The sequence below is a fragment of the Herbaspirillum autotrophicum genome (assembly GCF_001189915.1).
Taxonomy (GTDB): Bacteria; Pseudomonadota; Gammaproteobacteria; order Burkholderiales; family Burkholderiaceae_D; genus Herbaspirillum; species Herbaspirillum autotrophicum.
Genome location: NZ_LFLS01000004.1, coordinates 105,024 through 128,079 on the forward strand (window position 1 = coordinate 105,024; position 23,056 = coordinate 128,079).

The 23,056-nt window shown below is 59.0% G+C and carries 19 protein-coding genes; 10 read left to right on the top strand and 9 right to left on the bottom strand.

Going from position 1 to position 23,056, the window contains the following annotated elements; all coding sequences use genetic code 11:
- Positions 1 to 31: 31 nt before the first annotated feature.
- The 3 genes from AKL27_RS04380 to AKL27_RS04390 all read right to left on the bottom strand — a co-directional run bounded on the left by AKL27_RS04380 (position 32) and on the right by AKL27_RS04390 (position 3,809).
- Positions 32 to 970: a LysR family transcriptional regulator gene (locus tag AKL27_RS04380; protein ID WP_050461569.1), complete on the bottom strand. Its 939-nt coding sequence runs from the start codon at positions 968 to 970 to the stop codon at positions 32 to 34.
- Positions 971 to 1,210: 240 nt separating this feature from the next.
- Complete coding sequence (locus AKL27_RS04385) at positions 1,211 to 3,331, bottom strand: xanthine dehydrogenase family protein molybdopterin-binding subunit (RefSeq protein WP_050461570.1); 2,121 nt, start codon at positions 3,329 to 3,331, stop codon at positions 1,211 to 1,213.
- A gap of 10 nt (positions 3,332 to 3,341) precedes the next feature.
- Positions 3,342 to 3,809: a (2Fe-2S)-binding protein gene (locus AKL27_RS04390; protein WP_050461571.1), complete on the bottom strand. Its 468-nt coding sequence runs from the start codon at positions 3,807 to 3,809 to the stop codon at positions 3,342 to 3,344.
- A 255-nt stretch (positions 3,810 to 4,064) separates the two neighbouring features.
- On the opposite strand from AKL27_RS04390, the gene AKL27_RS04395 reads away from it, so the two are divergent.
- Positions 4,065 to 4,730: a thiopurine S-methyltransferase gene (locus tag AKL27_RS04395; RefSeq protein WP_050461572.1), complete on the top strand. Its 666-nt coding sequence runs from the start codon at positions 4,065 to 4,067 to the stop codon at positions 4,728 to 4,730.
- Between the two features lie 149 nt (positions 4,731 to 4,879).
- On the opposite strand, the gene AKL27_RS04400 is transcribed toward AKL27_RS04395, so the two are convergent.
- On the bottom strand, positions 4,880 to 5,272 hold the full coding sequence (locus AKL27_RS04400; RefSeq protein WP_050461573.1) for a c-type cytochrome: 393 nt from the start codon (positions 5,270 to 5,272) through the stop codon (positions 4,880 to 4,882).
- A 540-nt stretch (positions 5,273 to 5,812) separates the two neighbouring features.
- On the opposite strand from AKL27_RS04400, the gene AKL27_RS04405 reads away from it, so the two are divergent.
- On the top strand, positions 5,813 to 7,498 hold the full coding sequence (locus AKL27_RS04405; RefSeq protein WP_232310898.1) for a methyl-accepting chemotaxis protein: 1,686 nt from the start codon (positions 5,813 to 5,815) through the stop codon (positions 7,496 to 7,498).
- 33 nt (positions 7,499 to 7,531) lie between these two features.
- Here AKL27_RS04405 and AKL27_RS04410 read toward each other — a convergent pair whose 3' ends face one another.
- From AKL27_RS04410 to AKL27_RS04430, 4 genes are all read right to left on the bottom strand, one after another.
- Entirely contained in the window at positions 7,532 to 8,590 is a 1,059-nt protein-coding gene (locus AKL27_RS04410) for a GGDEF domain-containing protein (protein WP_198155883.1), read from the bottom strand.
- Positions 8,591 to 8,652: 62 nt separating this feature from the next.
- Positions 8,653 to 9,693 carry a GGDEF domain-containing protein gene (locus AKL27_RS04415; RefSeq protein ID WP_050461575.1) on the bottom strand — a complete coding sequence of 347 codons (1,041 nt, stop codon included), beginning with the start codon at positions 9,691 to 9,693 and terminating at the stop codon, positions 8,653 to 8,655.
- A gap of 88 nt (positions 9,694 to 9,781) precedes the next feature.
- A complete protein-coding gene (locus tag AKL27_RS04420) occupies positions 9,782 to 11,497 on the bottom strand; it encodes a diguanylate cyclase domain-containing protein (protein ID WP_198155884.1) in 1,716 nt (571 codons plus the stop codon).
- Positions 11,498 to 11,867: 370 nt separating this feature from the next.
- Positions 11,868 to 13,076 (bottom strand): serine hydrolase domain-containing protein, encoded by a 1,209-nt coding sequence (locus tag AKL27_RS04430; RefSeq protein ID WP_408609756.1) that lies wholly within the window; start codon positions 13,074 to 13,076, stop codon positions 11,868 to 11,870.
- Between the two features lie 462 nt (positions 13,077 to 13,538).
- Here AKL27_RS04430 and AKL27_RS04435 point away from each other — a divergent pair, with 462 nt between their 5' ends.
- The 6 genes from AKL27_RS04435 to AKL27_RS04460 all read left to right on the top strand — a co-directional run bounded on the left by AKL27_RS04435 (position 13,539) and on the right by AKL27_RS04460 (position 18,845).
- Positions 13,539 to 14,042, top strand: a complete 504-nt coding sequence (locus tag AKL27_RS04435) for a hypothetical protein (RefSeq protein ID WP_050461578.1) — start codon at positions 13,539 to 13,541, stop codon at positions 14,040 to 14,042.
- Positions 14,043 to 14,148: 106 nt separating this feature from the next.
- Positions 14,149 to 15,354: a cytochrome c oxidase subunit II gene (locus AKL27_RS04440; protein ID WP_050461579.1), complete on the top strand. Its 1,206-nt coding sequence runs from the start codon at positions 14,149 to 14,151 to the stop codon at positions 15,352 to 15,354.
- A 21-nt stretch (positions 15,355 to 15,375) separates the two neighbouring features.
- The gene (locus AKL27_RS04445; protein WP_050461580.1) at positions 15,376 to 17,160 is read left to right on the top strand and encodes a cytochrome c oxidase subunit I; all 1,785 of its coding nucleotides are present in this window, start codon (positions 15,376 to 15,378) and stop codon (positions 17,158 to 17,160) included.
- Positions 17,157 to 17,816, top strand: coding sequence for a cytochrome c oxidase subunit 3 (locus tag AKL27_RS04450; RefSeq protein WP_083438870.1), 660 nt, complete (start codon positions 17,157 to 17,159; stop codon positions 17,814 to 17,816). The genes AKL27_RS04445 and AKL27_RS04450 overlap by 4 nt, the downstream gene beginning before the upstream one ends.
- Positions 17,817 to 17,821: 5 nt before the next feature.
- A complete protein-coding gene (locus tag AKL27_RS04455; protein WP_050461581.1) occupies positions 17,822 to 18,526 on the top strand; it encodes a heme-copper oxidase subunit III family protein in 705 nt (234 codons plus the stop codon).
- Between the two features lie 4 nt (positions 18,527 to 18,530).
- Positions 18,531 to 18,845 carry a cytochrome C oxidase subunit IV family protein gene (locus AKL27_RS04460; RefSeq protein WP_050461582.1) on the top strand — a complete coding sequence of 105 codons (315 nt, stop codon included), beginning with the start codon at positions 18,531 to 18,533 and terminating at the stop codon, positions 18,843 to 18,845.
- Positions 18,846 to 18,866: 21 nt separating this feature from the next.
- On the opposite strand, the gene AKL27_RS04465 is transcribed toward AKL27_RS04460, so the two are convergent.
- Positions 18,867 to 21,251: a DNA polymerase II gene (locus AKL27_RS04465; protein WP_050461583.1), complete on the bottom strand. Its 2,385-nt coding sequence runs from the start codon at positions 21,249 to 21,251 to the stop codon at positions 18,867 to 18,869.
- A 139-nt stretch (positions 21,252 to 21,390) separates the two neighbouring features.
- On the opposite strand from AKL27_RS04465, the gene AKL27_RS04470 reads away from it, so the two are divergent.
- Both AKL27_RS04470 and blaOXA read left to right on the top strand, forming a co-directional pair.
- On the top strand, positions 21,391 to 22,212 hold the full coding sequence (locus tag AKL27_RS04470; protein WP_050461584.1) for an isocitrate lyase/PEP mutase family protein: 822 nt from the start codon (positions 21,391 to 21,393) through the stop codon (positions 22,210 to 22,212).
- A 16-nt stretch (positions 22,213 to 22,228) separates the two neighbouring features.
- Positions 22,229 to 23,050, top strand: a complete 822-nt coding sequence (blaOXA, locus tag AKL27_RS04475; protein ID WP_050461585.1) for a class D beta-lactamase — start codon at positions 22,229 to 22,231, stop codon at positions 23,048 to 23,050.
- The last annotated feature ends 6 nt before the right edge of the window (positions 23,051 to 23,056 follow it).

The window sequence follows — 23,056 nt, forward strand, 5'->3', positions numbered from 1 at the left end:
TGCGTGCGTCTGCCGCACGCCTGCGCGCGGGCTAAGAAAGCAGCACCGGCGCCGGTTCCGAATCTGCATCCGGTTCATTACACAAACGCCAGACCGTGCGGCGCAGCCATTGATGGGCCGGATCGGCTTGAAAGCGCGGATGCCAGGCTTGTGTGACCAGCACGCTGTCGAGCATCACCGGTAATTTGAATGCCCGAATCTTGAGACCGGCGTTGATCGCACTGCGTGCCGTATGCTCCGGCGTGGTCATCAGCAGATCCGATGACTGCAATGCAAACAGCGCAGCGGACGGCGTCGGCATCACCAGCTTCACTTGACGCCGCAGCGCCAGCGCTGCCAGGGCGACATCGATCGGCCCGCTGGATTTGCCACGCCGCGACACGCTGATGTGACCCCAGCGACACATGCGCTCGGCGCTTATTTCCTCGTCGAACAGGGGATGTCCTGCGCGTGCCACGCCCACCGCGTTGGTGCTGAACAATGATTGCACCCGGATTTCCGGCCCCAACTGACGGGCGGCGCTGATGAACAGATCAATGCGTCCGGTACGCAAGGCTTCATCGTCGATATCGTCCTCTTCCGGCGCAAAGCGCAACACCGCGCGCGGCATGTCATGCGCCATCAGTTCCAGCAAACGGCCGCCATGGACACCGACAAAGATGTCATTGGCGCGAACGCTGAAACGCTTGCTCACGGTCTTCAGATCGACCTCGGTGCCGGGTAGCAGTACCTGCGTCGCCTGCTCCAGCGCGGCCCGCACCTGTTCGCGCAGGGCCAAAGCGCGCGGGGTCGGCACCAGCTTGCGGCCGGCCTGCACAAATACCGGGTCACCGACGGTAGCGCGAATCCGGGCCAGAGTACGACTCATCGCCGGCGCGCTCAGATGCATGCGACGGGCGGCACCGGCCACGCTGCCTTCTTCGAGCAACATGTCGAGTGCGATGAGCAAATTGAGATCGGGAGCGGACATGGCGGATTCCTGTGCGGGACGTGGTTTAGGGATAACGTCAGGCGCAATCATAATCCGGATCGGTTTGCTACACGCAGGCACGATCAATGCGCACGACGCACGCCTGAACTGCACGCCACGGCATTTACCAATGGCTGAATTTCGCTTTTTTTACCGCCATGCATGCTGCCGGCGCGGCGCGGCAGAACAAAAAAATGGCGCGGCTCTTGCGAACCGCGCCATCGCTACGACTGCATTGCATCAGGCCTGTTTGATGTGTTCCGCCGACAATGGCAACTTGCGCAAGCGCTTGCCGGTGGCGGCAAACAGGGCATTGGCCATCGCCGGGCCGATCAGCGCCGTGGCCGGTTCGCCGATACCGCCCGGCTTTTCCTTGCTGTCGACCAGGGTGATATCGATCTTCGGCATTTCCGACATGCGCAGCACCGGATAGTCATGGAAATTGGTTTGCTGCACGCGCCCCTTGTCGAGCGTGATTTCTGCGCCCAGCACTGCCGACAGCCCGAACACGATGCTTGATTCAAGCTGCGCGCGAACCGTATCCGGATTGACCATCATGCCCAGGTCGGCAGCGATCCAGACCTGATGCACGCGGATGCCATCGTCGCTCACTGAAATTTCAGCCACCTGCGCCATATAGGTATCGTAACCCTCCATCAGGGCGATGCCGCGACTGTGCCCGGCCGCCAGCGGCTTGCCCCAGCCGGCCTTGTCCGCCGCCAGTTTCAGCACACGCGCATAACGCGGTTGCTGACTCAGCAATGCCATGCGGAATGCATAAGGATCTTTGCCGGCCGCCGCTGCCATTTCATCGATGAACGATTCATTGGCAAATGCATTGAGCGCATGACTGACCGAGCGCCAGTAACCGACCCGCAAGCCACTGTCATGTTCGATCAGTTCCTGCGTCATGTTGGGAATCGCGTAACCGACCACGGCCGCCTCCGCCATGAACGGATCGAGCGTGCCCTTGGGCAGACCGAAGGCGCGTTGCGTCACCGATTGCGAAGTCAGCTGGAAGGTCAGCGCCACCGGTTGGCCATTGGCATCCAGGCCGCCGGTCATGCGGTGCAGCGCCATCGGCCGGTAAAAGTCGTGCGTGGTATCGTCTTCCCGGCTCCAGACCAGCTTCACCGGCTTGCCGACCGCCTTCGAAATCTCGGCCGCCTGCACCGCAAAATCGTATTCCAGACGACGACCGAAACCGCCGCCGAGGAAAGTGGTCTTGACCGTCACGTCTTCCGGCTTGAGTTTGAGTGCCGCCGCGACGCCGGCTTGCGTGCCTTGCTGAAACTGCACCGAACCGATCAGCAGACATTTGCCATCGTTGTAATCCGCCGTGAAATTCTGCGGCTCCATGGTGGCATGGGCCAGCAACGGCGACTGATATTCCGCGGTCAGGGTTTTGGCCGCCGTCTTCATCGCAGCGGCGGCGTCACCGGTTTTCTTGATCGGGATCGGCGTATCGGCAGCGGTGCGCAGGCCCAGCAACATCGAGGCGTTGTCGATACGCGCGCCGGCGCCTTCATCCCATTGCACGGTCAGGGCTTCACGCGCTTTTTTGGCACGCCAATAGGTATCGGCCACGACTGCCACGCCGTCGCCAATCTGCACCACGTCAATCACGCCCGGCATCGCGCGCGCCTTGGCGCCGTCGAAACTGAGCACCTTGCCGCCGATCACCGGGCATTGTTCCAGCGAGGCATACACCATGCCGGGCAGTTTGACGTCGATGCCGAATTCGGCAGTGCCATTGACCTTGCGTGGTGTATCGAGCCGACGCGTCGCTTTGCCGACGATCTTGAAATCCTTCGGCTGCTTGAGCACTACCTCTTTCGGCACCGGCAATTGCGCCGCCGCCTGCGCCAGTTCACCATAGCTGGCTTTCTTGCCACCCGGTCCGATCACCTTGCCATCGCTGACATGCAATCGTTCCGGCGTCACTTTCCATTTTTGGGCGGCTGCGGCGACCAGCATCATGCGCGTCTGCGCGCCGGCAATCCGCAATTTTTCCCAGCCGTCGCGCACGGAAGTGGAACCGCCGGTCAATTGACCGCCGAGCAAGGTGTTGGTATATACCGCAGCTACCGGTGCGATCTCTACCTTGATCTTGCGGATATCGACCCCGAGTTCTTCGGCAATCAGCATCGGCATCGAGGTATAGACGCCCTGCCCCATTTCGGAACGGGCGGAGATCAGCGTAATCGTGTTGTCGTCGGCAATGTGCACCCAGGCATTCGGCGTGCGCAGTGTGCCGGCGGCCAGGGTTTCCGTCACCAGGCCCGGCAACACCACGCCCAGCGTCAGGCCACCGCCGGCGACTACCGATACCTTGAGGAATTCACGTCTGGTTGTTGTCATGCTGTGCTCCTCAGGCTTTGCTGCGCATGTCGGCAGCGGCACTCTTGATCGCGGCGCGAATGCGGTTATAGGTACCGCAACGACAGATATTGCCGCTCATCGCATTGTCGATATCGGTATCGCTGGGATTTTTGTTGGTCTGCAACAAGGCCGAGGCGCTCATCAATTGTCCCGACTGGCAGTAGCCGCACTGCGGCACATCATGCGCAATCCAGGCTTTTTGCAAGGGGTGGGAATTGTCTTTGGAGAGTGATTCGATGGTCGCCACCTGCTTGCCGGACACGGCTGACACCGGCGTCTGGCAAGAGCGCACCGGCGCGCCATCGAGATGCACGGTACAGGCGCCACACAGCGCCACACCACAACCGAACTTGGTGCCGGTCAAGCCGATTTCATCGCGAATCACCCACAGCAGCGGCGTATCCGGCTCCGCAGTCACAGTCACCGGTTTGCCATTGAGATTGAAACTGGTCGTCATCTGATTGCTCCTTGTGGGTGGGTTGGATGGGGTCTGCCAGCGGCCATATGCGCCTGTGGCGATCCTTGCCTGCCGTCCCCGGTGCGGGGGCGCCGTTGATGCGTGAACAGATAATAGAGCGAGAAAAAGATTTGTGCCAGACCCGCCATATCGCTTGAAACATAGCGCCGGCGCGCCTTTGCGTTAGTCGCTACAATAGCGTTGCTATAGCAGAGCACATCAATTACCGACAATAAACAGGAGCAAGGACAACCCATGGATGCAGATTTCTGGCTGGAACGGTGGCGTGAAGGACGCACCCATTTTCATCAACAGCGCGTCACGCCGCTGTTGCAAAAATACTGGCCGTCGCTGGAACTGCCGGCAGGCAGTCAGGTGCTGGTGCCGCTGTGCGGAAAATCGCTGGATATGTTGTGGCTGGCGGCGCAAGGGTTGCGTGTGCTCGGCAGCGAATTGTCGCAACTGGCGGTGGAACAGTTTTTCAGCGAAAACGATTTGCAGCCGGCCATCCATCAATCGGCGCTCGGCTGTCATTACGTCGCCGGCGATATCGAAATCATTTGCGGAGACATTTTCCATCTCGATGCGGCGACCCTGAATGCCTGTAGCGGCGTCTATGACCGCGCGGCACTGGTGGCATTGCCGGCTGCCATGCGGGCGCACTATGTCGGCCGTGTCTACGGCCAGTTATCCGATCAGTATCGCGGGATTCTGATTACGCTCGATTATCCGCAGGCAGAAATGGATGGCCCGCCGTTTTCGGTGCAGGATGCGGAAGTGCAGACATTGTATGCGGCGCATTCCGCAGCGAAGATCATCGACCGTCGCGATATTCTCGACAAGGAACCGAAGTTTCTGGCGCAAGGCGTCAGCCGTCTCGATACCGTCGTCTATCGCTTGCAGCGGACATCATCCGACTGATCCGGTCTGGCGGCCGGCCCCGGTTCACGGGTGCCGGCTGCCGATAACCGGTAACCGGCGTTACCGCCATGCGCGCACAACGTCCGACATCAAAAAATCGGAGCGAGACCGGCATGCATACCTGCAGCGTTGCGCCGGAATGAATTTCCTCAACGCTGTTGATTGATCCCGTCAAAGGTCCGCAAATACGCCAGCAGATTGTCGAGCTGTTGCGCGTTGCCGATACCGAAAAACCGCATCCTGTTACCGGGCACGACATCGCCGGGTGCCTTGAGGAAGGCGCGCAATTTTTCTTCGCTCCAGACAAAGCCGGCATTTTTCATTGCCGCTGAATAGGGAAAGTCGTTGGCGGTGCCAGCCTTGCGCCCGACGATGCCGTTGAGTTGCGGCCCGAACGCGGCGCGTGCCGACGGCCCCACTTGATGACAACTGGCGCATTTCGCAAACGCGGCCTTGCCGGCCTGGACGTCGCCGGCGGCACTGGCATTCAACACAGGTGCCAGCACCAAGCAAGCCAGTATGGACAGAGTCAGATTTTTCATTTCTGTTTACATTTCTTCCGATGCCTTGCGGCAATATTGAAACCTGTTCGCGCCGGTTGCCTGAACCTCTCATGGCGAATTTCGTGCTGCCTTGCATTGCCTTGCGGCATCTGTGTTGCAGTCATGATAAAACACGCACGGAATACTTGCCGCGCTCAAAAAAATGAGCGATAAATCGTTCCGGTTTTATTGCAATGCGCCGACAGGAAAAAGTGATTTGCGGCGTCGCATATTCCGTTGCCGAGGGGCATCAGACGCATGTCGAAGTTCAGGAAATTTCGCATGAGAAACAGGAAGCATCCTATTTTTTCTTTCCAGAAATGCGTCAATACTGAGTTCGCCATCCGGCATGTTGCATGAACTCTGCAGGAAACATGGAACAGAAAAAAATCTTCAAACCGAACATATGGCTGTCATACAAGGATGCAACGCTCTTTGTTGCCGACCTCGCACGGCCTGTTTCAGTTTGCACGAAAAATAAATTACCGATTTGAATATCTGGCCATCTACAGGGGAAACAAAATGCGCGCAATCAACAAAATGAAAATTGGCACTCGTCTCAGTCTGGGCTTTGGTCTGCTGATCCTGTTGATGTCGTTGGTGGCATTATTCTCCTTGTTGCGACTGGACACCATTCTCAACACGGTACGCTATGTCGACAAGGTACAGGAAGAACAACTGGAGCCGTTGTATGTCGCGCGCGAAGCACTGGACCAGACCGGTCTGGCAGCGCGCAATGCGTACATCTTCACCAATGACAATGATGCGCAAAATGAACTGGGCATTGTCGATCAGCAAAAAAAGATTTATCTCGATGCCCTCGACAAGCTGACGCCTGCCTTCGCCGGCGATCCGGCATTTGAAAAAGTGAAGCGCGGATTACTGGCAATGGCCGAGGAACTGAAACGGCCGCGCCTGTATCGCGAAGCCGGCAAGATGCATGAGTTCGGACAGTTTCTGGTGGATGAATGCAGCCCGCTGCGACGTCAGATCGTACTCGATATCGATGCCTTGCTGACTGCGGCGCAGACCAAGATGGCATCGGCCAACAAAACGTCGTACGGCGTGTTCAATCAATCCATCATCTTCATCTTGTGCCTCACCGCGATTTCGATTTTGCTTGGCGCCCTGATCGCGGTCATCATCACGCGCGGATTGCTGAAGCAACTCGGCGGTGAACCGGACTATGCTTCCGACATCGCAGAACAGATCGCCGACGGCAATCTGGCGATTGATATTGCCACCGGGAAAAACGATAACGGCAGTCTGCTGTTGTCGATCAAATCGATGCGCGACAATCTGGCGCTGACCGTCGGCAACATTCGTAACGGTGCGGAAACCATCGCCACCGGGTCATCGCAGATTGCAGTCGGCAATCTCGATCTGTCGACACGCACCGAAGAGCAAGCCGGCGCGCTGGAAAAAACAGCGGCGGCCATGGAAGAGCTGACCTCGACCGTCAAACAGAATGCGCAGAATGCCGGCCAAGCCAATCAACTGGCACTGGCGGCATCAGCGATTGCGGTCAAGGGGGGCGCAGTAGTCGGTCAGGTCATCGACACCATGGGTTCGATCAACAGTTCGTCCAGAAAAATCGTCGACATCATCGGGGTCATTGACGGCATTGCTTTCCAAACCAATATCCTGGCCTTGAATGCGGCGGTGGAAGCGGCCCGCGCCGGCGAACAAGGACGCGGCTTTGCGGTCGTCGCCAGCGAGGTGCGCAGTCTGGCGCAACGCTCAGCGGCTGCTGCCAAGGAAATCAAGGTGCTGATCAGCGATTCGGTACAGCAGGTCGAAATCGGTACCGGGCTGGTGCAGCAAGCCGGCGGCACCATGGACGAGGTCGTCACCAGCGTCAGACACGTGACCGACATCGTCAGCGAAATCAGCGCCGCCAGTCAGGAACAAAGCAAGGGCATCACGCAGGTCAACGCATCGATTACGCAGATGGATGCAGCAACCCAGCAAAATGCCGCACTGGTCGAAGAAGCCGCCAGCGCCGCACAGTCATTGCAGGATCAGGCGGCCGAACTGGCACGTACGGTCAGTGCCTTTACCCTGGTCCAGACCGGCAGCCAACAAACCGGCGTCGCTGTGGCATCCGTCAGGCGGGTCAGCGATATCACGCCGCAGGCGGCTGCCTTGCCCGCCAGGAGCGTGCCGAAAATCGCTGCCGCCAAACCCGCAACAGCGGCGGCGAAGGATGACTGGGAACAGTTTTGAACCTGGTCCCGGGTAGTCTGCGGTAACCGCCTGTCACGCCAGCACGTAGCGGTTCTTGCCTTCGCTTTTGGCGCGATACAACGATGCATCGGCGCGTTTGTAACTGTAGGCCAGGTCGGCATTGCTGATCAGCTCAGCAATGCCGACACTGATGGAAACCGCGTGCTGCGGGTAAAAATTGCCGTGCACCGCACGCACCAGCGCTGCGGCAAACGCGCAGACGGCGTCGCTGTCACCTTCGAAAACCATGCCGAACTCTTCGCCGCCGAGACGGCCGCTGAGATGATGCCCCGCATGCTGGTGAATGATATCGGCCGTTTTTTTCAAGACCTGATCGCCGAAGTCGTGGCCGAATGCGTCATTGATTTTCTTGAAATTGTCGATATCAATCATCAGAAAATACAAAGACGGGGTATCTTTTCTTTGCTGCATCTGTTGCGCCCGTTCGGTAAAACTGCGCCGGTTATGCATGCCGGTCAGGGCATCCTGAAATGCCAGTCGCTCCAGATCACGCCGCACCCGGTGATTGCGCTGGCGCAATTGCCGAAAGCAGATATTGAGCGATAAACCCATTACCACGGCGCTGCCGATAATCAGTTCCGGCCAGTGTTCGCCGGGTATCTGCGGATTGAGCGGAAAATTGCCGTAACCGAAGATGACCCAAATGCCGGTGCTGACCAACAGATACAGGCTGGAGCTGCTGAACAGCGGCGCCATGGTCATGCCAATGATGGCGCCCATCGGCAATACCCAGAATGCCGGATTGCTGACACTGTCTGCCAGGCCGCGAAAGCCACTGGTAACGGACAGAATCAGCATCACACTGCCGACGTTGAGCATCGGCAAGGTGCGGCAAAAAATGGAAATGCCGAGACCGGCGGCAATACCGGACATGACCCATATGCCATGCGTGGCATTGAAGTGATTGTCGGCCGGCATCAGCCAGTAACCGCCGACATAGCCGGCAATGCCGACCCATTGCATGAAAATGGAAAGATGCCGGATCTCGGCAAAGAACTTCTGCTGTTCGTCGGCGTCAGCCGCCGTCAACAGACCGGTAAAGAAATTTTTCAGAAATTGAATAGCAGCCATGCCGGACATTCTTTTAATGAGCACATCAAATTCAACGCCGAAAACACATCTGCTGCATCCGGTCAGGCCAGCACGTAGCAATTCTTGCCGGCGTGCTTGGCACGGTACAGCGCCTCATCGGCACTCCGGTAACTCTCCGACAAATCACGGTCTTTGATCAATCCGGCGATGCCGACACTGATCGATACTGCATGCGGCGGGTGAAAGGCGGCATGCACCGCCGCTACCAGCATCGCAGCAAAGCCGCAGACGGCGGCCTGATCGCCGCTGAATACCACGCCGAATTCTTCGCCGCCGAGACGCCCGCACAAATGCTGGCCGGACTGTTGGGCAATGATATCGGCGGTCTTTTTCAAGATCTGATCGCCGGCATCATGACCAAGCGTATCGTTGATCTTTTTGAAATCGTCGATGTCGATCATCAGGAAGTAAAGCGTCGGATTTTCTGTGCCGGCCTGCAGCTTGCGCGCCCCTTCTATGAAGCTGCGGCGGTTATTGATGCCGGTCAGGCCATCCTGAAATGCCATTCTTTCGAGTTCTTTTTGCGCCTTGAAGTTTTTCCGGCGCAACAGGCGGAAGCAGACATTGAGCACCAGCCCGACCAGCAGGCTGCTGCCGATGATCAGTTTCGGCCACTGTTCATCCGGCAAACCGGGATTGAAGGGGAAATAGCCGTAGCCCAGAATTATCCAGACGCTGCAGATCAGGCCCAGATACATCCAGGTGCTGTTGAAGAGCGGCGCCAGCGTCAGAGTGATAATGATGGCGATGGGCAACACCCAGAAGCCGGGATTGCCGAGACCGTTCTCCAGCACCCGGAATCCGGTCGCCGCACATACCACGAACAACACACTGCTCAGATTGAGCGTGATCAGGGTCCGGCAGCGCAGTGACAAGGCCAGCGTCAGCGCCATGCCGAGCGCCACCAGCCAGCCCTGCGTATCATTGATATGGCTGCCGGGCGGCAACAACAGACAGGCGCCGATAAACGTCGTCACCCCGACCCATTGGGTAAACAGGGATACAAAACGCACATCGCGGAAGAAACTCTGCTGTTCTTCCTGATCCCCCGTCTCCATCAGACGGGCAAGGGTCTGTTTCATAGGTTGCCGGAAGACATGTCAATTGCGCAATAGTAAACCAATCAATCCGCCACCGCAGTACTGCCATCAGGCTGCGCGTAACGTCTTCTTAACGATCGCCGGCGCGGCGTCCGGTGGCCTTGTGTTCATACATGCCCTGATCGGCCAGCTTGATCAGGGTTTCGGCATCGCGGCCGTCCGCCGGATAAAAGGCGACGCCGATGGAAGTACCGACGGTCATGCCTGCGGCTTCCGGCACCCCGGCCAGACAATCCAGCGGCGGCCGCAACAGATCATCGAGCTTGGTCCGCAAGCGGTCGGCGAAAGCCGTGGTGGCCACACCCCAGCAGACAATCACGAATTCATCGCCACCATAGCGGGCCACGATATCGTTTTCCCGTACCGCCTGCCGCAGTCGTTGTCCGACTTCGATCAGCGTCTGATCGCCGTACTGATGCCCCAGCTTGTCGTTGATGGCCTTGAAGCGGTTCAGGTCGAGGAACAGTAATGTGAATACCTCAAATTCGCCGTCCGGCGACTTGCGGGTGCTTTGAATTGCGGCATCCAGATAACGCAACAATGCCGCCCGGCTGGTAACGCCGGTCAGCTTGTCGGTACTCAGCTCGGTTTGCATTTCCATGAAATTGCGCGCCAGCTGGCCAATTTCGTCACGCCGTTCGATACGCAGCTTGACGTTCATCTGGCCCTTGCCGATCCGGGTGGCGGCGCGTGACAGACGACGTACGTCGCGCACCACCCAATGCACGATGCTGAGTCCGGTCAGCAGCGCAATGATGATGGCGACACCGGCAATCACCACGGTCCAGCGTGCATTGTTGTCGAGCGTGCCCATGAAATCGCTGCGCGGTACTGCCACCACCGTGATCCAGCTCAGGCCGGCGTCATCGCGGATCCAGGAGTAGGCCGCATAGACCGGTTCGCCATCGCCGTCATCGAACGTAAAGGTGCGTTCAACCGCACCACTGTTTTCGACCGCGGCCAGACGCTGCTGCAAGGTGCCATAGGTATCCCGGAGAAAACGGCTGCGGCTGTCGGCGGCATTCAGACGACCGACCTCGCCGTCCTGATCGATGGCGACAATATCGCTTTCGGATGAAGCGATCAGATTACCGTCGGGTTCGATGATGAAGGCAATGCCATGCTGGCTGACGTGCAGGTTCTTCATGAAATCGCTCAACGCCGTGAGCGAAACGTCGGTTGCCACTACGCCCTGAAACTTGCCATCCTTCCCCGGTACCCGGCGCGCCCGCGTGGCCACCAGATCCTTTTCCCAGAAGTTGATGTAGATGCTGCTCCAGACATCGTGGCCGGCATCTTTTGCGGCCGCATACCAGGGCCGCTGACGCGGATCGAAATTGGTCTCTTCGTTTTTTGGCGCGCTCAGTTCGCCATCGATGCTGCTGAAACGATAAGCACTGCGAAATGTGGCCGGCCAATTCTTGACGCGCAATTCGCCGTCTGTCATCGAATGACGATACAAGCCAACGAACTGGCCGGCGCGGTTGCCGTAGTAGACATAGTTGTTGGGATCGAGATGCAGCGAGGTCGCAATCCAGAAGCGCGATCGCATCGCCGTCAGGTCTTGCTCGATATCGGCAGCGGCGGTGAGACCGGTCGGGAACGCGGTTTCCAGCACTGCGGCGGCGCCGAACACATGCCGGTCAACTGCCAGTCCGACCCGCTCCACGGTTTCAAGCAGCATGCGGTCAGCCACTGAAATGACCGCCTGTCGTCCGGCAAAGTAAGACAGGAATCCCACCAGTAATGACAACACCAGAATCAAAATGATGAACGGCAAAATCAAGACCTGCGCCAAAGAACGCGAAGATCGAAGGATATGTATCATGAACAAATACTTTATAAATTTTCTTGGATACGGCGCCTGGCCTCAGGCCGGCTTCATGATGTCCATATACGCTCCCCTGCACCGGTCTGCGGCAAACAATGACAATGATGATGAACTGACATCAGCGTCGTTTTGCGTAGGACCGATAGCCGCAAATATACCTGCTTTCGCGCGCTGCGCGGACAACTTTCCCGTGTTGTCACCAATTGGTGCCGGAATGGCCGCGTGAAATATCGCGGCAAAAAAAGGCGGCATTGCCTGTTCAGCAATGCCGCCTGATGACAGCGTCACCGCAGACCGGGCGTGACGCCGGATGCTGCCCGGCAGATCAGCGTGACAGCGACATCAAAAACTGTGCCAGTGCATCGAACGCCGGAATCGTGGTGGGATCGTTGGCGGCATTGCCGGCTACCGGATGCGATGCATAACGCACGATCACCATTTCCGCCTTGGGATCGACATAGATGCGCTGGCCGTGTACACCGCGCGCGCTATAGGCGCCATGCGGATTGTGCGACACCCACCACATATCACGATAACTCCAGCCCGGCAACAACCCGTAACCGGCTTTGGCAAATGCCGCCTTGTCACCGCCGCCGCGAATATCCGCGACCGCTGCTTGCGGGATGATTTGCTGACCGTTGAAACGACCGTCATTGCGCAACATTTCACCGAAGCGCGCCAGATCGCGCAAGCCGGTATTCAAGCCGCCGCCGGCAAACGGGGTACCGATGGAATCCACCGTCATGTAGGCATCCTGTTCCGCTCCGAGGCGACGCCAGATGCGCTCCGACAACAACTCGGCAACATTGCGGCCGGTGGCGCGGGCAATGATCCAGCCGAGCACATCGGTATTGACGGTCTTGTATGCAAAGCCGTCACCATGCTGACCTTGCGGCTGCACCGTTTGCAGAAATTCAAAATAGCTGCGCGGCCCGGTGTAATCCTTCGGCTTGGGCAACGGGCTGCCGGCCTGGGCGTGCTGCCAGACTTCCGCGTTGGGGTCGGCGTAATCCTCGCTGTACTTGAGTCCGGTAGTCATATCCAGCACCTGCCGCACGGTGGCGCTGCCGAATGCCGAGGACGCCAGTTCCGGCACATAGTCGGCCACGCGCTTGCCGGCGTCGATCTTGCCTTCTGCCACCAGCGTTGCGCCCAAGGTGCCGATGACCGACTTGGTCACCGACATCGCCGCATGCTGCCCGTCTTGTTGGAGCGACCCGAAATAGCGTTCATACACGACCCGGCCGCGATGCAAGACCACGATGCCATCGGTGTAATTGGCGGCCAGCGACTGTTCCCAGGTCATGGGTTCGGCAGCACCCAGCGGTACGAAACGCAAGGCGTCGATACGCTGGTTCAGAGCAACGCTGTCCTGACGCGGCAACGCCACCGGCGCACCGAGTCCGCGCGAGATATTGACGGTCGGCATCAATTGCCGGAAATGCGACACGCTCCAGCGCATGGCCGGAAATTGAAAATAACTGCCATCTTCAAAACGCAGTGTGCGGTCAGGTGGCGGCGGCGAACCGACCATCCAGCCCAATCGCGCCGGATCGCTGGCGGCAGCATCAGGTACTGCTGCCGATGGCGACGCCGCTGCAGCAGTGGCAACGTACAGCAGGCTGAGCGTGATCCCGGCAGTGATGCCGGATACGTTGCGGGCGATATTGCGGGGCGAACGGAATGCATTCAAGCGCATGATTTCCTTTCCTGAGAATCGATCAATCCGGAAGCGGCAGCCAGTCTCATGACGACGGCAATGGGCGGCCGAGATGCTGACTGCGGCGGCGCGCTCAAGGATGACAGACGACTTGCAGATTGACAATCACATTCACGGACGCGCGCCTGCATTCACGCCGCGAGTCCGGCGCAACACAAGTTGTATGTCTGCAAATCCGACCTACAATAAAAGTGCCATCGCCAAGTATTTTTCCTGGTTTGCCTGCCGGCAAAACATGCCCGCTTGCATTGGTCAATTCGCCTTACGGAGGTCGATATGGAACTGCACATGCATTCACATCACTGGGAACGTCGCCTACCCGACTGGCCGGCCGCCGCAGTATCCGGTTTTCTGGCCGGTGCGGTCCTGATGGTCCTCGAATTACTCTGGTCCACGCTGATTACCGGTGCCAGTCCATGGGAAACCTCACACATGGTGGCGGCCATTGTCATGGGTCCGGATGCCATGCAATCAGGCGTCTTCAGCCTCAGCGTGGTGGCCGTGGCACTGGCTACCCATTACGTGCTCGGTATCGTGTTCGCCCTGATACTGGCGGCGGTGATTGCGCCGTTCCATCTGGATTCCAGTATCGGCATGCTGTTGCTGACCGGCGTGGTGTTCGGCGCATTGCTGTATCTGTTCGACTTCTATGCCATGGTGCGTTTCTTTTCCTGGTTCACCGACATGCGCGGCTGGACCACCTTTGCCGCGCATCTGGTGTTTGGCGTGGTAGCGGCGCTGGCCTATTGGAAACTGGAAGGCCGCACTCTGAAGTCCTAGCGCGCAACGCTGTTCTGGTACTGCCTGCATCGGCCTGACCTGGCCCGCGAACGACAATCTTGCCGGGCGGGCAAGGCCAGGTGCATTATCGAAAAAGAAAGCCGATATGATCATGGCCGTGGTCCTTATCGTGATCGTTGCCGCCGCCCTGCTGTTTCATTTGATCAGTCCGTGGTGGACCACACCGCTTGCCTCCAACTGGGGACAGATGGATGACATGCTGACGGTCACGCTGGTGATCACCGGCATTTTTTTTGTCGGTATCAATCTGTTTCTGGCCTGGATGCTGGTACGTTTTCGCCATCGTGAACCGTTACCCGGCGCTGCGTTCCACGCCACCGGCCACACCGCTGCCTATCTGCCGGAAAACAAAAAACTGGAACGCTGGCTGATCATCGGCACCGGCGTCGCCATCATGATCTTGCTGGCGCCCGGTTTGCTGGTCTACGCCGCGTATGTCAGGCCGCCACCTGATGCACTGATACTGGAAGTGCTCGGACAGCAATGGCAATGGCGTTATCGTTTCGCCGGCGCCGATGGCAAGCTCGGCGCCAGCAGCATCGGTCTGGTCAGCCCGACCAATCCCTTCGGCCTGAGTCCGGTCGACCCGGCAGCACAGGGCAACATTCTGATCACCGGTGGCGAAGTCCATCTGCCGCTGGGGCGACCGGTCAAATTCCTGTTCCGCTCGAATGACGTGCTGCATGATTTTTATGTGCCGCAATTCCGCGCCCGCATGAATATGGTGCCCGGCATGGTGACCTCGTTCTGGCTGACGCCGACCCGCGCCGGCAAATATGAAGTGATGTGCGCGCAACTGTGCGGCCTCGGCCATGCCAACATGCGCAGCTATGTGGTGGTCGAGAGTGAAGCCGAATTCCAGCGCTGGCTGCACAGTCAACCCAGTTTCGGCGCCCTGCTGGCGAGCGCGAATGCCAGCAACACCCAGACTGCCAGCCCGGGTTCGCCGGCCGCGCAACTGATCGCCCGGGGCCAGGCACTGGCGCATTCCAAGGCGTGTGTCGCCTGTCACAGCGTGGATGGCAGCGCCAGTGTCGGTCCCACCTGGAAAGGCTTGTTCGGCAAAACCGAAACCATGGCTGACGGTTCTGCCGCCCACGTCGATGCCGCTTATCTGCAGGCGTTCATCCGCGATCCGCAATCGCGCGTGATCAAAGGCTTCACGCCCATCATGCCCAAGATTGAAATGAGCGATGCCGAACTGGCCGCGCTGATTGCCTATATCCAGTCGTATGGCGTGACGCCGGCGGATCCGGCAGCGCCTGCGACCACCGCCGCCGCGCAGAAGTAAGACAGCCCAAGGAGAGTGATCATGTATGCCGACAGCGGGAGGTCCGGAACTCAGGCCGGTGCCCATGATGACAGCCACGGACCGCAAAGCTTCTGGCTCCGATACGTCTGGAGCCAGGATCATAAAGTGATTGCGATCCAGTATGCATCGGTTGCCATCATCGCCGGCCTGGCCGGTTTGCTGCTGTCCAATCTGATGCGGCTGCAACTCGGCTTTCCCGGCCGCTTCGCCTTCATCGACGCCAGTCACTACTATCAGTTCGTCACCATGCACGGCATGATCATGGTGATTTATCTGCTGACCGCGCTGTTTCTCGGCGGCTTCGGCAATTACCTGATTCCGCTGATGACAGGCGCGCGCGACATGGCGTTTCCCTATCTGAACATGCTGAGTTTCTGGGTCTATCTGTTGTCGGTCATCGTGCTGATGGCCAGCTTCTTTGTTCCCGGCGGGCCGACCGGTGCCGGCTGGACCTTGTACCCGCCGCAGGCGGTGTTGCCCGGCACTCCCGGTTACAGTTGGGGCATCATCCTGATGCTGGTGTCGTTGCTGATCTTTATCGTCGCCGCCACCATGGGTGGTCTCAATTACGTCACCACGGTATTGCAATGTCGTACCGAAGGCATGACGCTGTTTCGCATGCCGCTTACCGTATGGGGCATCTTTGTCGCCACGGTGCTGGCCCTGCTGGCATTTCCGGCGCTGTTCGTGAGCGGCATCATGATGTTGCTGGACCGCACGCTGGGCACCAGCTTTTTCATGCCGGCGCTGATTTCGATGGGCCAGGTCAGCGACTACAAGGGCGGCAGCCCGCTGTTGTTTCAGCACCTGTTCTGGTTCTTTGGCCATCCGGAAGTCTATATCGTGGCCTTGCCGGCATTCGGCATCGTGTCCGATCTGCTGAGCGTGCATGCCCGCAAAAGCATCTTCGGCTACCGCACCATGGTGTGGGCGATTCTGGCCATCGGCGTGCTGTCGGTCGTGGTCTGGGCGCACCACATGTTCATCAGCGGCATGAACCCCTACTTCGGATTTTTCTTCGCCACCACCACCCTGATCATCGCCGTGCCGACCGCGATCAAGGTCTACAACTGGCTGCTGACCCTGTGGCGCGCCGACATCCACATGTCGGTGCCGATGCTGTTTGCGCTGGCCTTCATCAGCACCTTCGTGATCGGCGGCCTGACCGGTCTGTTCCTCGGCAATGTCAGTGTCGACATTCCGTTGTCGAATACCTACTTCGTGGTAGCGCATTTCCACATGGTGATGGGAGTGGCGCCGCTGCTGGTGGTGTTTGGCGGCATCTGCCACTGGTTCCCCAAGATCACCGGCCGCATGCTCAATGACCGCGTCGGCAAGCTGCATTTCTGGATCACCTTCATCGGTACCTATGCCATCTATTTTCCGATGCACTATCTCGGCATCCTCGGCATGCCGCGCCGTTACTACAACTTTGACAACTACCAGTTCATCCCGCCCTCGGCCTATGCGCTCAATACCTTCATTACCGTGGCAGCGCTGATTGTCGGCGCGGCGCAATTGCTGTTCATCGGCAATCTGCTATGGAGCGCCTGGCGCGGCAAACCGGCCGGCGCCAATCCGTGGCGCGCAGCCTCGCTGGAATGGCAAACCCCGCAGACACCACCCGCGCACGGCAACTGGGGGCCGCATTTGCCGGTGGTGCATCGCTGGGCGTATGCCTACAGCGTGCCCGGCGCGCCGCAAGATTTCATTGCCCAGAATGCACCGCTGCAAGATGGCGGTCAGGAACCTGAACCTTATTCTGCCAAAGGAGCCATGCCATGATCCCCGCGCTCTTGCTCAAGGCTGCCAGCGACAGCGACGATATGCCGCGCAGCCCCCGTTTCGATGTCGACCGCGCTTACCGCGACCGTCATCAGGCAGCGGCTGCCGTGGCCCTGTGGCTGTTCATGGCGGTGGCCGGGATGTTGTTCATGCTGTTCCTCGCCGCCTATGTGATGCGCATGAATGGCAGCGACTGGTCGGTGATCGCATTGCCATGGCAATTGCAACTGAGTACCGCGCTGCTGTTCGCCAGCGGCATGTCCATGCAACAGGCGGCACTGGCGGCGCGCTATGGCATGCGCCAGAACACGCGCCTGCTGATCGGTGCCGGGGCCTTGTTTGCGCTGGCCTTTCTGTTGGTCCAATGCTGGGCCTGGCATGCGCTGCTGGCCAACAATGTGCTGCCGGTCAACAATCCGGCCGGCAGTTTCTTTTATCTGCTGACTGCCATGCACGGCTTGCACGTCATCGGCGGCATGGCGGCGCTGGCATGGACTGCCCGCACCGTCTGGGCCGGACCGCAAGTCACGCGCAATGCCTGGCGCCTGAGTTTGTGCGCACGCTACTGGCATTTCCTGCTGGCGCTGTGGCTGGTGCTGTTTGCGACCTTGGGCTGGCTGACGCCGGACGTGGTCAATTTCATTTGCGGCAGGTGAACCTCATGCCCATCTCTCCCTCACCGGCAATTGTTGCCGCCGCACCGGCCGGCGGCTGGCAGGGCTTGCTGGCCGACTGGTCGGGCGACCGCCAGTCATTCCGCGTCTCGTGGGGCAAGGCCATGATGTGGATTTTCTTGCTCAGCGACACCTTCATTTTCAGTTGCTTCCTGACCGGCTACATGACCATGCGCATGGCGGCCACCATGCCGTGGCCGGATGCCAGCGTCGTGTTCGCCCTCAACATCCATGGCAGCGAAGTGCCCTTGCTGCTGATCGCCATCATGACTTTTGTGCTGATCAGCAGCAGCGGCACCATGGCCATGGCGGTCAATTGCGCCTATCGCGGCGACCGCGTCAATGCCGCCAGCCTGATGCTGGTGACCGCTGCGCTCGGTGAATTGTTCGTCGGCATGCAAGCCTTCGAATGGTCGCATCTGATCCTCGAAGGCGGCGTGCGGCCATGGGGCAATCCGTCGGGAGCGCCGCAATTCGGTTCCACTTTTTTCATGATTACCGGTTTCCACGGTTTGCACGTCACGGCTGGCGTGATTTATCTGTGGGTGGTAGCGATCCGTCTGCTGCGCGGGCGCTACGACAATACCGGTGGCGCCGGACCGAACTACCAGATTGTGGAAATCGCCGGCTTGTACTGGCACTTCGTCGATCTGGTCTGGGTCTTCATTTTTGCCTTGTTCTATTTATGGTGAACGCATGACTTCCGCACATGGGCAACAACATCCGATCAGCCTCTACCTGAAAATATGGGGACTGTTATTCGTGCTGAGCACGATGTCGTATCTGGTCGACTATTTCCAGTTCCACGGTTATCTGCGCTGGACCCTGATCGTGTTGTTCATGTTGCTCAAGGCCGGCCTGATCGTCTCGGTTTTCATGCACATGGCCTGGGAGCGGCTGGCACTGGTGTATGCAATTCTGGTGCCGCCGCTGTGCCTGCTGGTGCTGGTCGGCCTGATGGCGACCGAGGCTCATTACACTTTCCTGACGCGCTTGCTGTTCTTTCGCTGAGGCCGCTGCCGACAACAGTACTCAAAACAATTCCTGCTGTCCTGTCATCAGCGACGCGAAATCATCTTGCAGAAATGGCAGGATGGCATCCGCCAGCGGCTGCAACTGGCGATTGACGTAATGCTCGTAATCAATCGGCGAGCGGCGGTTTTCCATTGGTTCGGGACCGCCGGCAGTCATCACGTAGCTGATCCAGCCGCCGTTCTGATACTGCAATGGCCGCCCATGCTGGCGATTGAAGTCATCGGCGCTGCGCGCCGCACGCACATGCGGCGGCACATTGCGTTCGTAAGCATCGAGCGGCCGCCGCAAGCGTTTGCGGTAAACCAGCAAGTCATCGAACTCGCCACTGAGAGTACGGGCGACGTAACTCTTGATGAATGCCTGGTACGGTTCGCGCTTGAAAATGTGCAGATACAACTGGCGCTGGAATTGCTGCGCCAGCGGAGTCCAGTCGGTGCGTACCGTTTCCAGACCCTTGTACACCATCTCTTCACGGCCATCGGGCTTGATCACCAGTCCGGCATAGCGTTTCTTGCTGCCCAGTTCGGTACCGCGAATGGTCGGCATCAAGAAGCGCGCGTAATGGGTTTCGAATTGCAATTCCAGTTCGCACGCGAGCCCGAATTCTTGCCGCAGATGCTGCTGCCACCAGGCATTGACGTGCTGCACCAGGGCGTTGCCGATCTCCGTCGCCTGCGCATCGGTATGCGGGCGTTTGAGCCAGACAAAGGTGGAATCGGTATCGCCGTAAATCACCTGATAGCCTTGTGCCTCGATCAGCGCCCGCGTCTGATGCATGATTTCATGGCCGCGCATGGTGATCGACGAGGTCAGGCGCGGATCGAAAAAGCGGCAGCCGGGCGATCCCAGCACGCCGGCAAATGCATTCATGATGATCTTCAAGGCTTGTGACAAGGGCTTGTTCTGCTGCCGTTTGGCAGCTTCGCGACCTTGCCAGATCTGGCTGACGATGGCCGGCAGGCAATGTTTGGTACGCGAAAACCGGGCGCCGCGAAAACCCGGCACCGAGTCACTGTCGTCCGGGTGCTGCATGCCATCGACCAGCCCCACCGGATCAATCAGAAAGGTGCGGATGATCGAGGGATACAGACTTTTGTAATCCAGCACCAGTACCGAATCGTACAAACCCGACTGCGACTCCATGACAAAACCGCCGGGGCTGGACTCTTCCGGCAACTCGCCAAGATTGGGTGCGACATAACCTTGCCGGTGCATGTGCGGCAGATACAAATGGCTGAATGCAGCTACCGATCCGCCGCTGCGATCAGCCGGCAAACCGGTGACGGCTGCGCGTTCCAGCAAGAAACTCAGCAACTCGGTGTGGGCGAAGATGCGCGTCACCAGTTCGCAGTCCTTGAGGTTGTAGCGCGCCAGCGCCGGCTTGTCTTCAGCGAAGCGACGGTCGATTTCCGCCATGCGCTGATAGGGATTGCTGATCGACTTGCCTTCGCCGAGCAATTCCTGCGCTACGTATTCCAGACTGAACGAGGGAAAATTCCAGGTCGCCGAGCGCAGCGCTTCGATGCCGTCAATCAGCAGTCTGCCAGCGGCAGCAGCGAAATGATGGTTTTGCTTGAAGCCATGCTGGCGCCATTCCATTTCGGTGCCGCCGCGCCCCATGCGCAACGGCACCTTGTATTGCTCGGCATGTTGTTGCAACACGCGCAGATCGAACTGCACCAGATTCCAGCCGATGATGGCATCGGGGTCATGCCGTGCCAGCCACTGATTGAGCTTTTCCAGCATCAGGGCACGGGTGTCGCAATATTCCAGCGCAAAGTCGATATCGGAAGCATCGCCATTCGGCGGCCCCAGCATGTACACCTGGCGCTGACCGCAGCCCTCCAGCGCGATGGAATACAACTCGCCATGCGCCGTGGTTTCGATATCGAGCGATGCCAGCCGCAGTCGCGGCCGGTAATCGCCGCCGGCTTTCAGGTGACCGTTGAGCCAGGACCGGCTGCCATTCGGCTCGCCGCTGAACTGCAGCGACGCCGTGATGAAGCGTTCCATGAGATAGCGTTCCGGCGGCCGGATATCGGCTTCGTAGACATCGATGCCGTTTTCTTTCAACAACTTTTCGTATTTGAGCAGTTGCCGGTGATGCTGCACATACAAGCCGACTACCGGGCGCTGATGAAAATCCAGCAACGGCAAGGGCCGCAATTCAAATCCGCGGTCGCCGCGCTGCACATTGCAGAGCACCGCGATGACCCGTTCGCTCTGTTCAGCCGGAATGAACGCGACCGATGGTTGCAACGGCAGACGCACATGTTGCGGGCCATCGGCGGTCGCCAGCCAGAATTCGACCTCGGTCCCGGCAGCGGTATCGCGCCAGTGTCTGGTCAGAATGAAACCTTGTTGTTGTACCTGTTGTACCACCTTGCTGCCTTTGCTTGCATTTCCAGCGCGGTATTGTAACGAGCATTTGCGCCGCTGGCTGCGGCCGTCAGCGCTTTGGCGTTAATATCCGACTTCATCGTCAGATATTCACGTCGCATTCGCCAGGGATGAACTCGCCATGACCACTACCGTTACCGAAAAACGTGCTGCCTTCCGCGCCTTGCATCAACAAGGCTGTTTTGTCTTGCCCAATCCGTGGGACAGCGGCAGCGCCCGCATGCTGCAACATCTCGGCTTTGCCGCACTGGCCTCGACCAGCAGCGGTTTCGCCTGGACCACCGGACATGCCGACAACGCCGTGACCCGCGACGATGTATTGCAACATCTGCGTACACTGTGCGCCGCCGTTGACGTGCCGGTCAATGCCGATTTTGAATCCGGCTTTGCGGTGGCACCGGAAGCGGTTGCGGCCAATGTGCAACTGGCGATTGCCACCGGCGTCGCCGGACTGTCGATTGAAGACCTCAAGGAAGGATCGTCACCGGCGCTGTATGACACTGCGCTGGCAGTCGAACGTATCCGCGCCGCGCGCGCCGCCATTGATGCTTCCGGTGCCGACGTGATTCTGGTCGCGCGCACGGAGGGCTTGCTGTACGATGCCGGCGCTCTCGCCTCCTCCATCGCCCGGCTGGAAGCCTTCGCCGAAGCCGGCGCCGACTGTTTGTATGCGCCCGGCGTGCGGAGCAAGGCCGATATCGCCGCCATGGTCAAGGCCGTCGGCCCCAAGCCGCTCAATGTGCTCATGTCAAAGCCCGGTTTGAGCGTAGCCGGACTGGCTGACCTCGGCGTGCGTCGCATCAGCATCGGCGGTACGCTGGCACGCGTGGCATGGGGCGCGATGATGACTGCGGCCGAACAAATCAGGAACGGTTCTTTCGATGGTTTGGCAGCAGCGGCACCCGGCCAGCATTTGAATGACATTTTTGGCAACTGGAAATAAACCTCAGAGGAGATTCATGCAATTGACGTATTTACGCACTTTGGCGTTCGGCATGCTGACCGCCGTATCTGCGGCATCTGCCGTTCAGGCCCGCACCGTCTGCACCGCGCTGGCGGACGCCGACAGCGGCAAGATTTTGCTGCAGGAAGGTAACTGCCGCGACCGCGTGACGCCGGCGTCCACCTTCAAGATTGCGCTCAGCCTGATCGGCTTCGATTCCGGCTTTTTGCAAGATGCCCGCACGCCGAGCCTGCCGTACCGCGCCGGCGATGTCGACTGGGGCGGTGAAGCCTGGCGCCAACCCACCGATGCCACACGCTGGATGACATATTCGGTAGTCTGGTTTTCGCAACGCATCACGCATGCGCTGGGCGCGCCACGGGTGCAAAAGTATCTGCACAATTTCAATTACGGCAATGCCGACATCAGCGGCGATCCCGGCAAAAACAACGGCCTTGACCGTGCCTGGATAGGATCATCGCTGACAATTTCGCCGCTGGAGCAAATCGCCTTTCTGCAAAAACTGGTGCGACGAGAACTGCCGGTATCAGCGCATGCCTACGATATGACGCAACAGGTGGTGCAAGTGAATCAGCTCGATAACGGCTGGACCGTACATGGCAAAACCGGCACTGCGTTTCCCCATCACGCCGATGGCAGTAATGATGAAACACGCGCGCATGGCTGGTTCGTCGGCTGGATCACCAAGGGACCGCGCACGCTGGTCTTCGTGCGCCTGACCCAGCGTGAAAAGAAAGAAACCACATCGGCCGGCATCCAGACGCGCGATGTCTTGCTGTCCGAATTGCCGTCGCTGCTGGCAGCCAAGGCCAATTGAAAACGC

Coding starts and splice junctions, on each gene's coding strand:
- AKL27_RS04380 (WP_050461569.1), bottom strand. CDS start 970: ATGTCCGCTCCCGATCTCAATTTGCTCATCGCACTCGACATGTTGCTC.
- AKL27_RS04385 (WP_050461570.1), bottom strand. CDS start 3,331: ATGACAACAACCAGACGTGAATTCCTCAAGGTATCGGTAGTCGCCGGC.
- AKL27_RS04390 (WP_050461571.1), bottom strand. CDS start 3,809: ATGACGACCAGTTTCAATCTCAATGGCAAACCGGTGACTGTGACTGCG.
- AKL27_RS04395 (WP_050461572.1), top strand. CDS start 4,065: ATGGATGCAGATTTCTGGCTGGAACGGTGGCGTGAAGGACGCACCCAT.
- AKL27_RS04400 (WP_050461573.1), bottom strand. CDS start 5,272: ATGAAAAATCTGACTCTGTCCATACTGGCTTGCTTGGTGCTGGCACCT.
- AKL27_RS04405 (WP_232310898.1), top strand. CDS start 5,813: ATGAAAATTGGCACTCGTCTCAGTCTGGGCTTTGGTCTGCTGATCCTG.
- AKL27_RS04410 (WP_198155883.1), bottom strand. CDS start 8,590: ATGGCTGCTATTCAATTTCTGAAAAATTTCTTTACCGGTCTGTTGACG.
- AKL27_RS04415 (WP_050461575.1), bottom strand. CDS start 9,693: ATGAAACAGACCCTTGCCCGTCTGATGGAGACGGGGGATCAGGAAGAA.
- AKL27_RS04430 (WP_408609756.1), bottom strand. CDS start 13,076: ATGGTCGGTTCGCCGCCGCCACCTGACCGCACACTGCGTTTTGAAGAT.
- AKL27_RS04435 (WP_050461578.1), top strand. CDS start 13,539: ATGGAACTGCACATGCATTCACATCACTGGGAACGTCGCCTACCCGAC.
- AKL27_RS04440 (WP_050461579.1), top strand. CDS start 14,149: ATGATCATGGCCGTGGTCCTTATCGTGATCGTTGCCGCCGCCCTGCTG.
- AKL27_RS04445 (WP_050461580.1), top strand. CDS start 15,376: ATGTATGCCGACAGCGGGAGGTCCGGAACTCAGGCCGGTGCCCATGAT.
- AKL27_RS04450 (WP_083438870.1), top strand. CDS start 17,157: ATGATCCCCGCGCTCTTGCTCAAGGCTGCCAGCGACAGCGACGATATG.
- AKL27_RS04455 (WP_050461581.1), top strand. CDS start 17,822: ATGCCCATCTCTCCCTCACCGGCAATTGTTGCCGCCGCACCGGCCGGC.
- AKL27_RS04460 (WP_050461582.1), top strand. CDS start 18,531: ATGACTTCCGCACATGGGCAACAACATCCGATCAGCCTCTACCTGAAA.
- AKL27_RS04470 (WP_050461584.1), top strand. CDS start 21,391: ATGACCACTACCGTTACCGAAAAACGTGCTGCCTTCCGCGCCTTGCAT.
- blaOXA (WP_050461585.1), top strand. CDS start 22,229: ATGCAATTGACGTATTTACGCACTTTGGCGTTCGGCATGCTGACCGCC.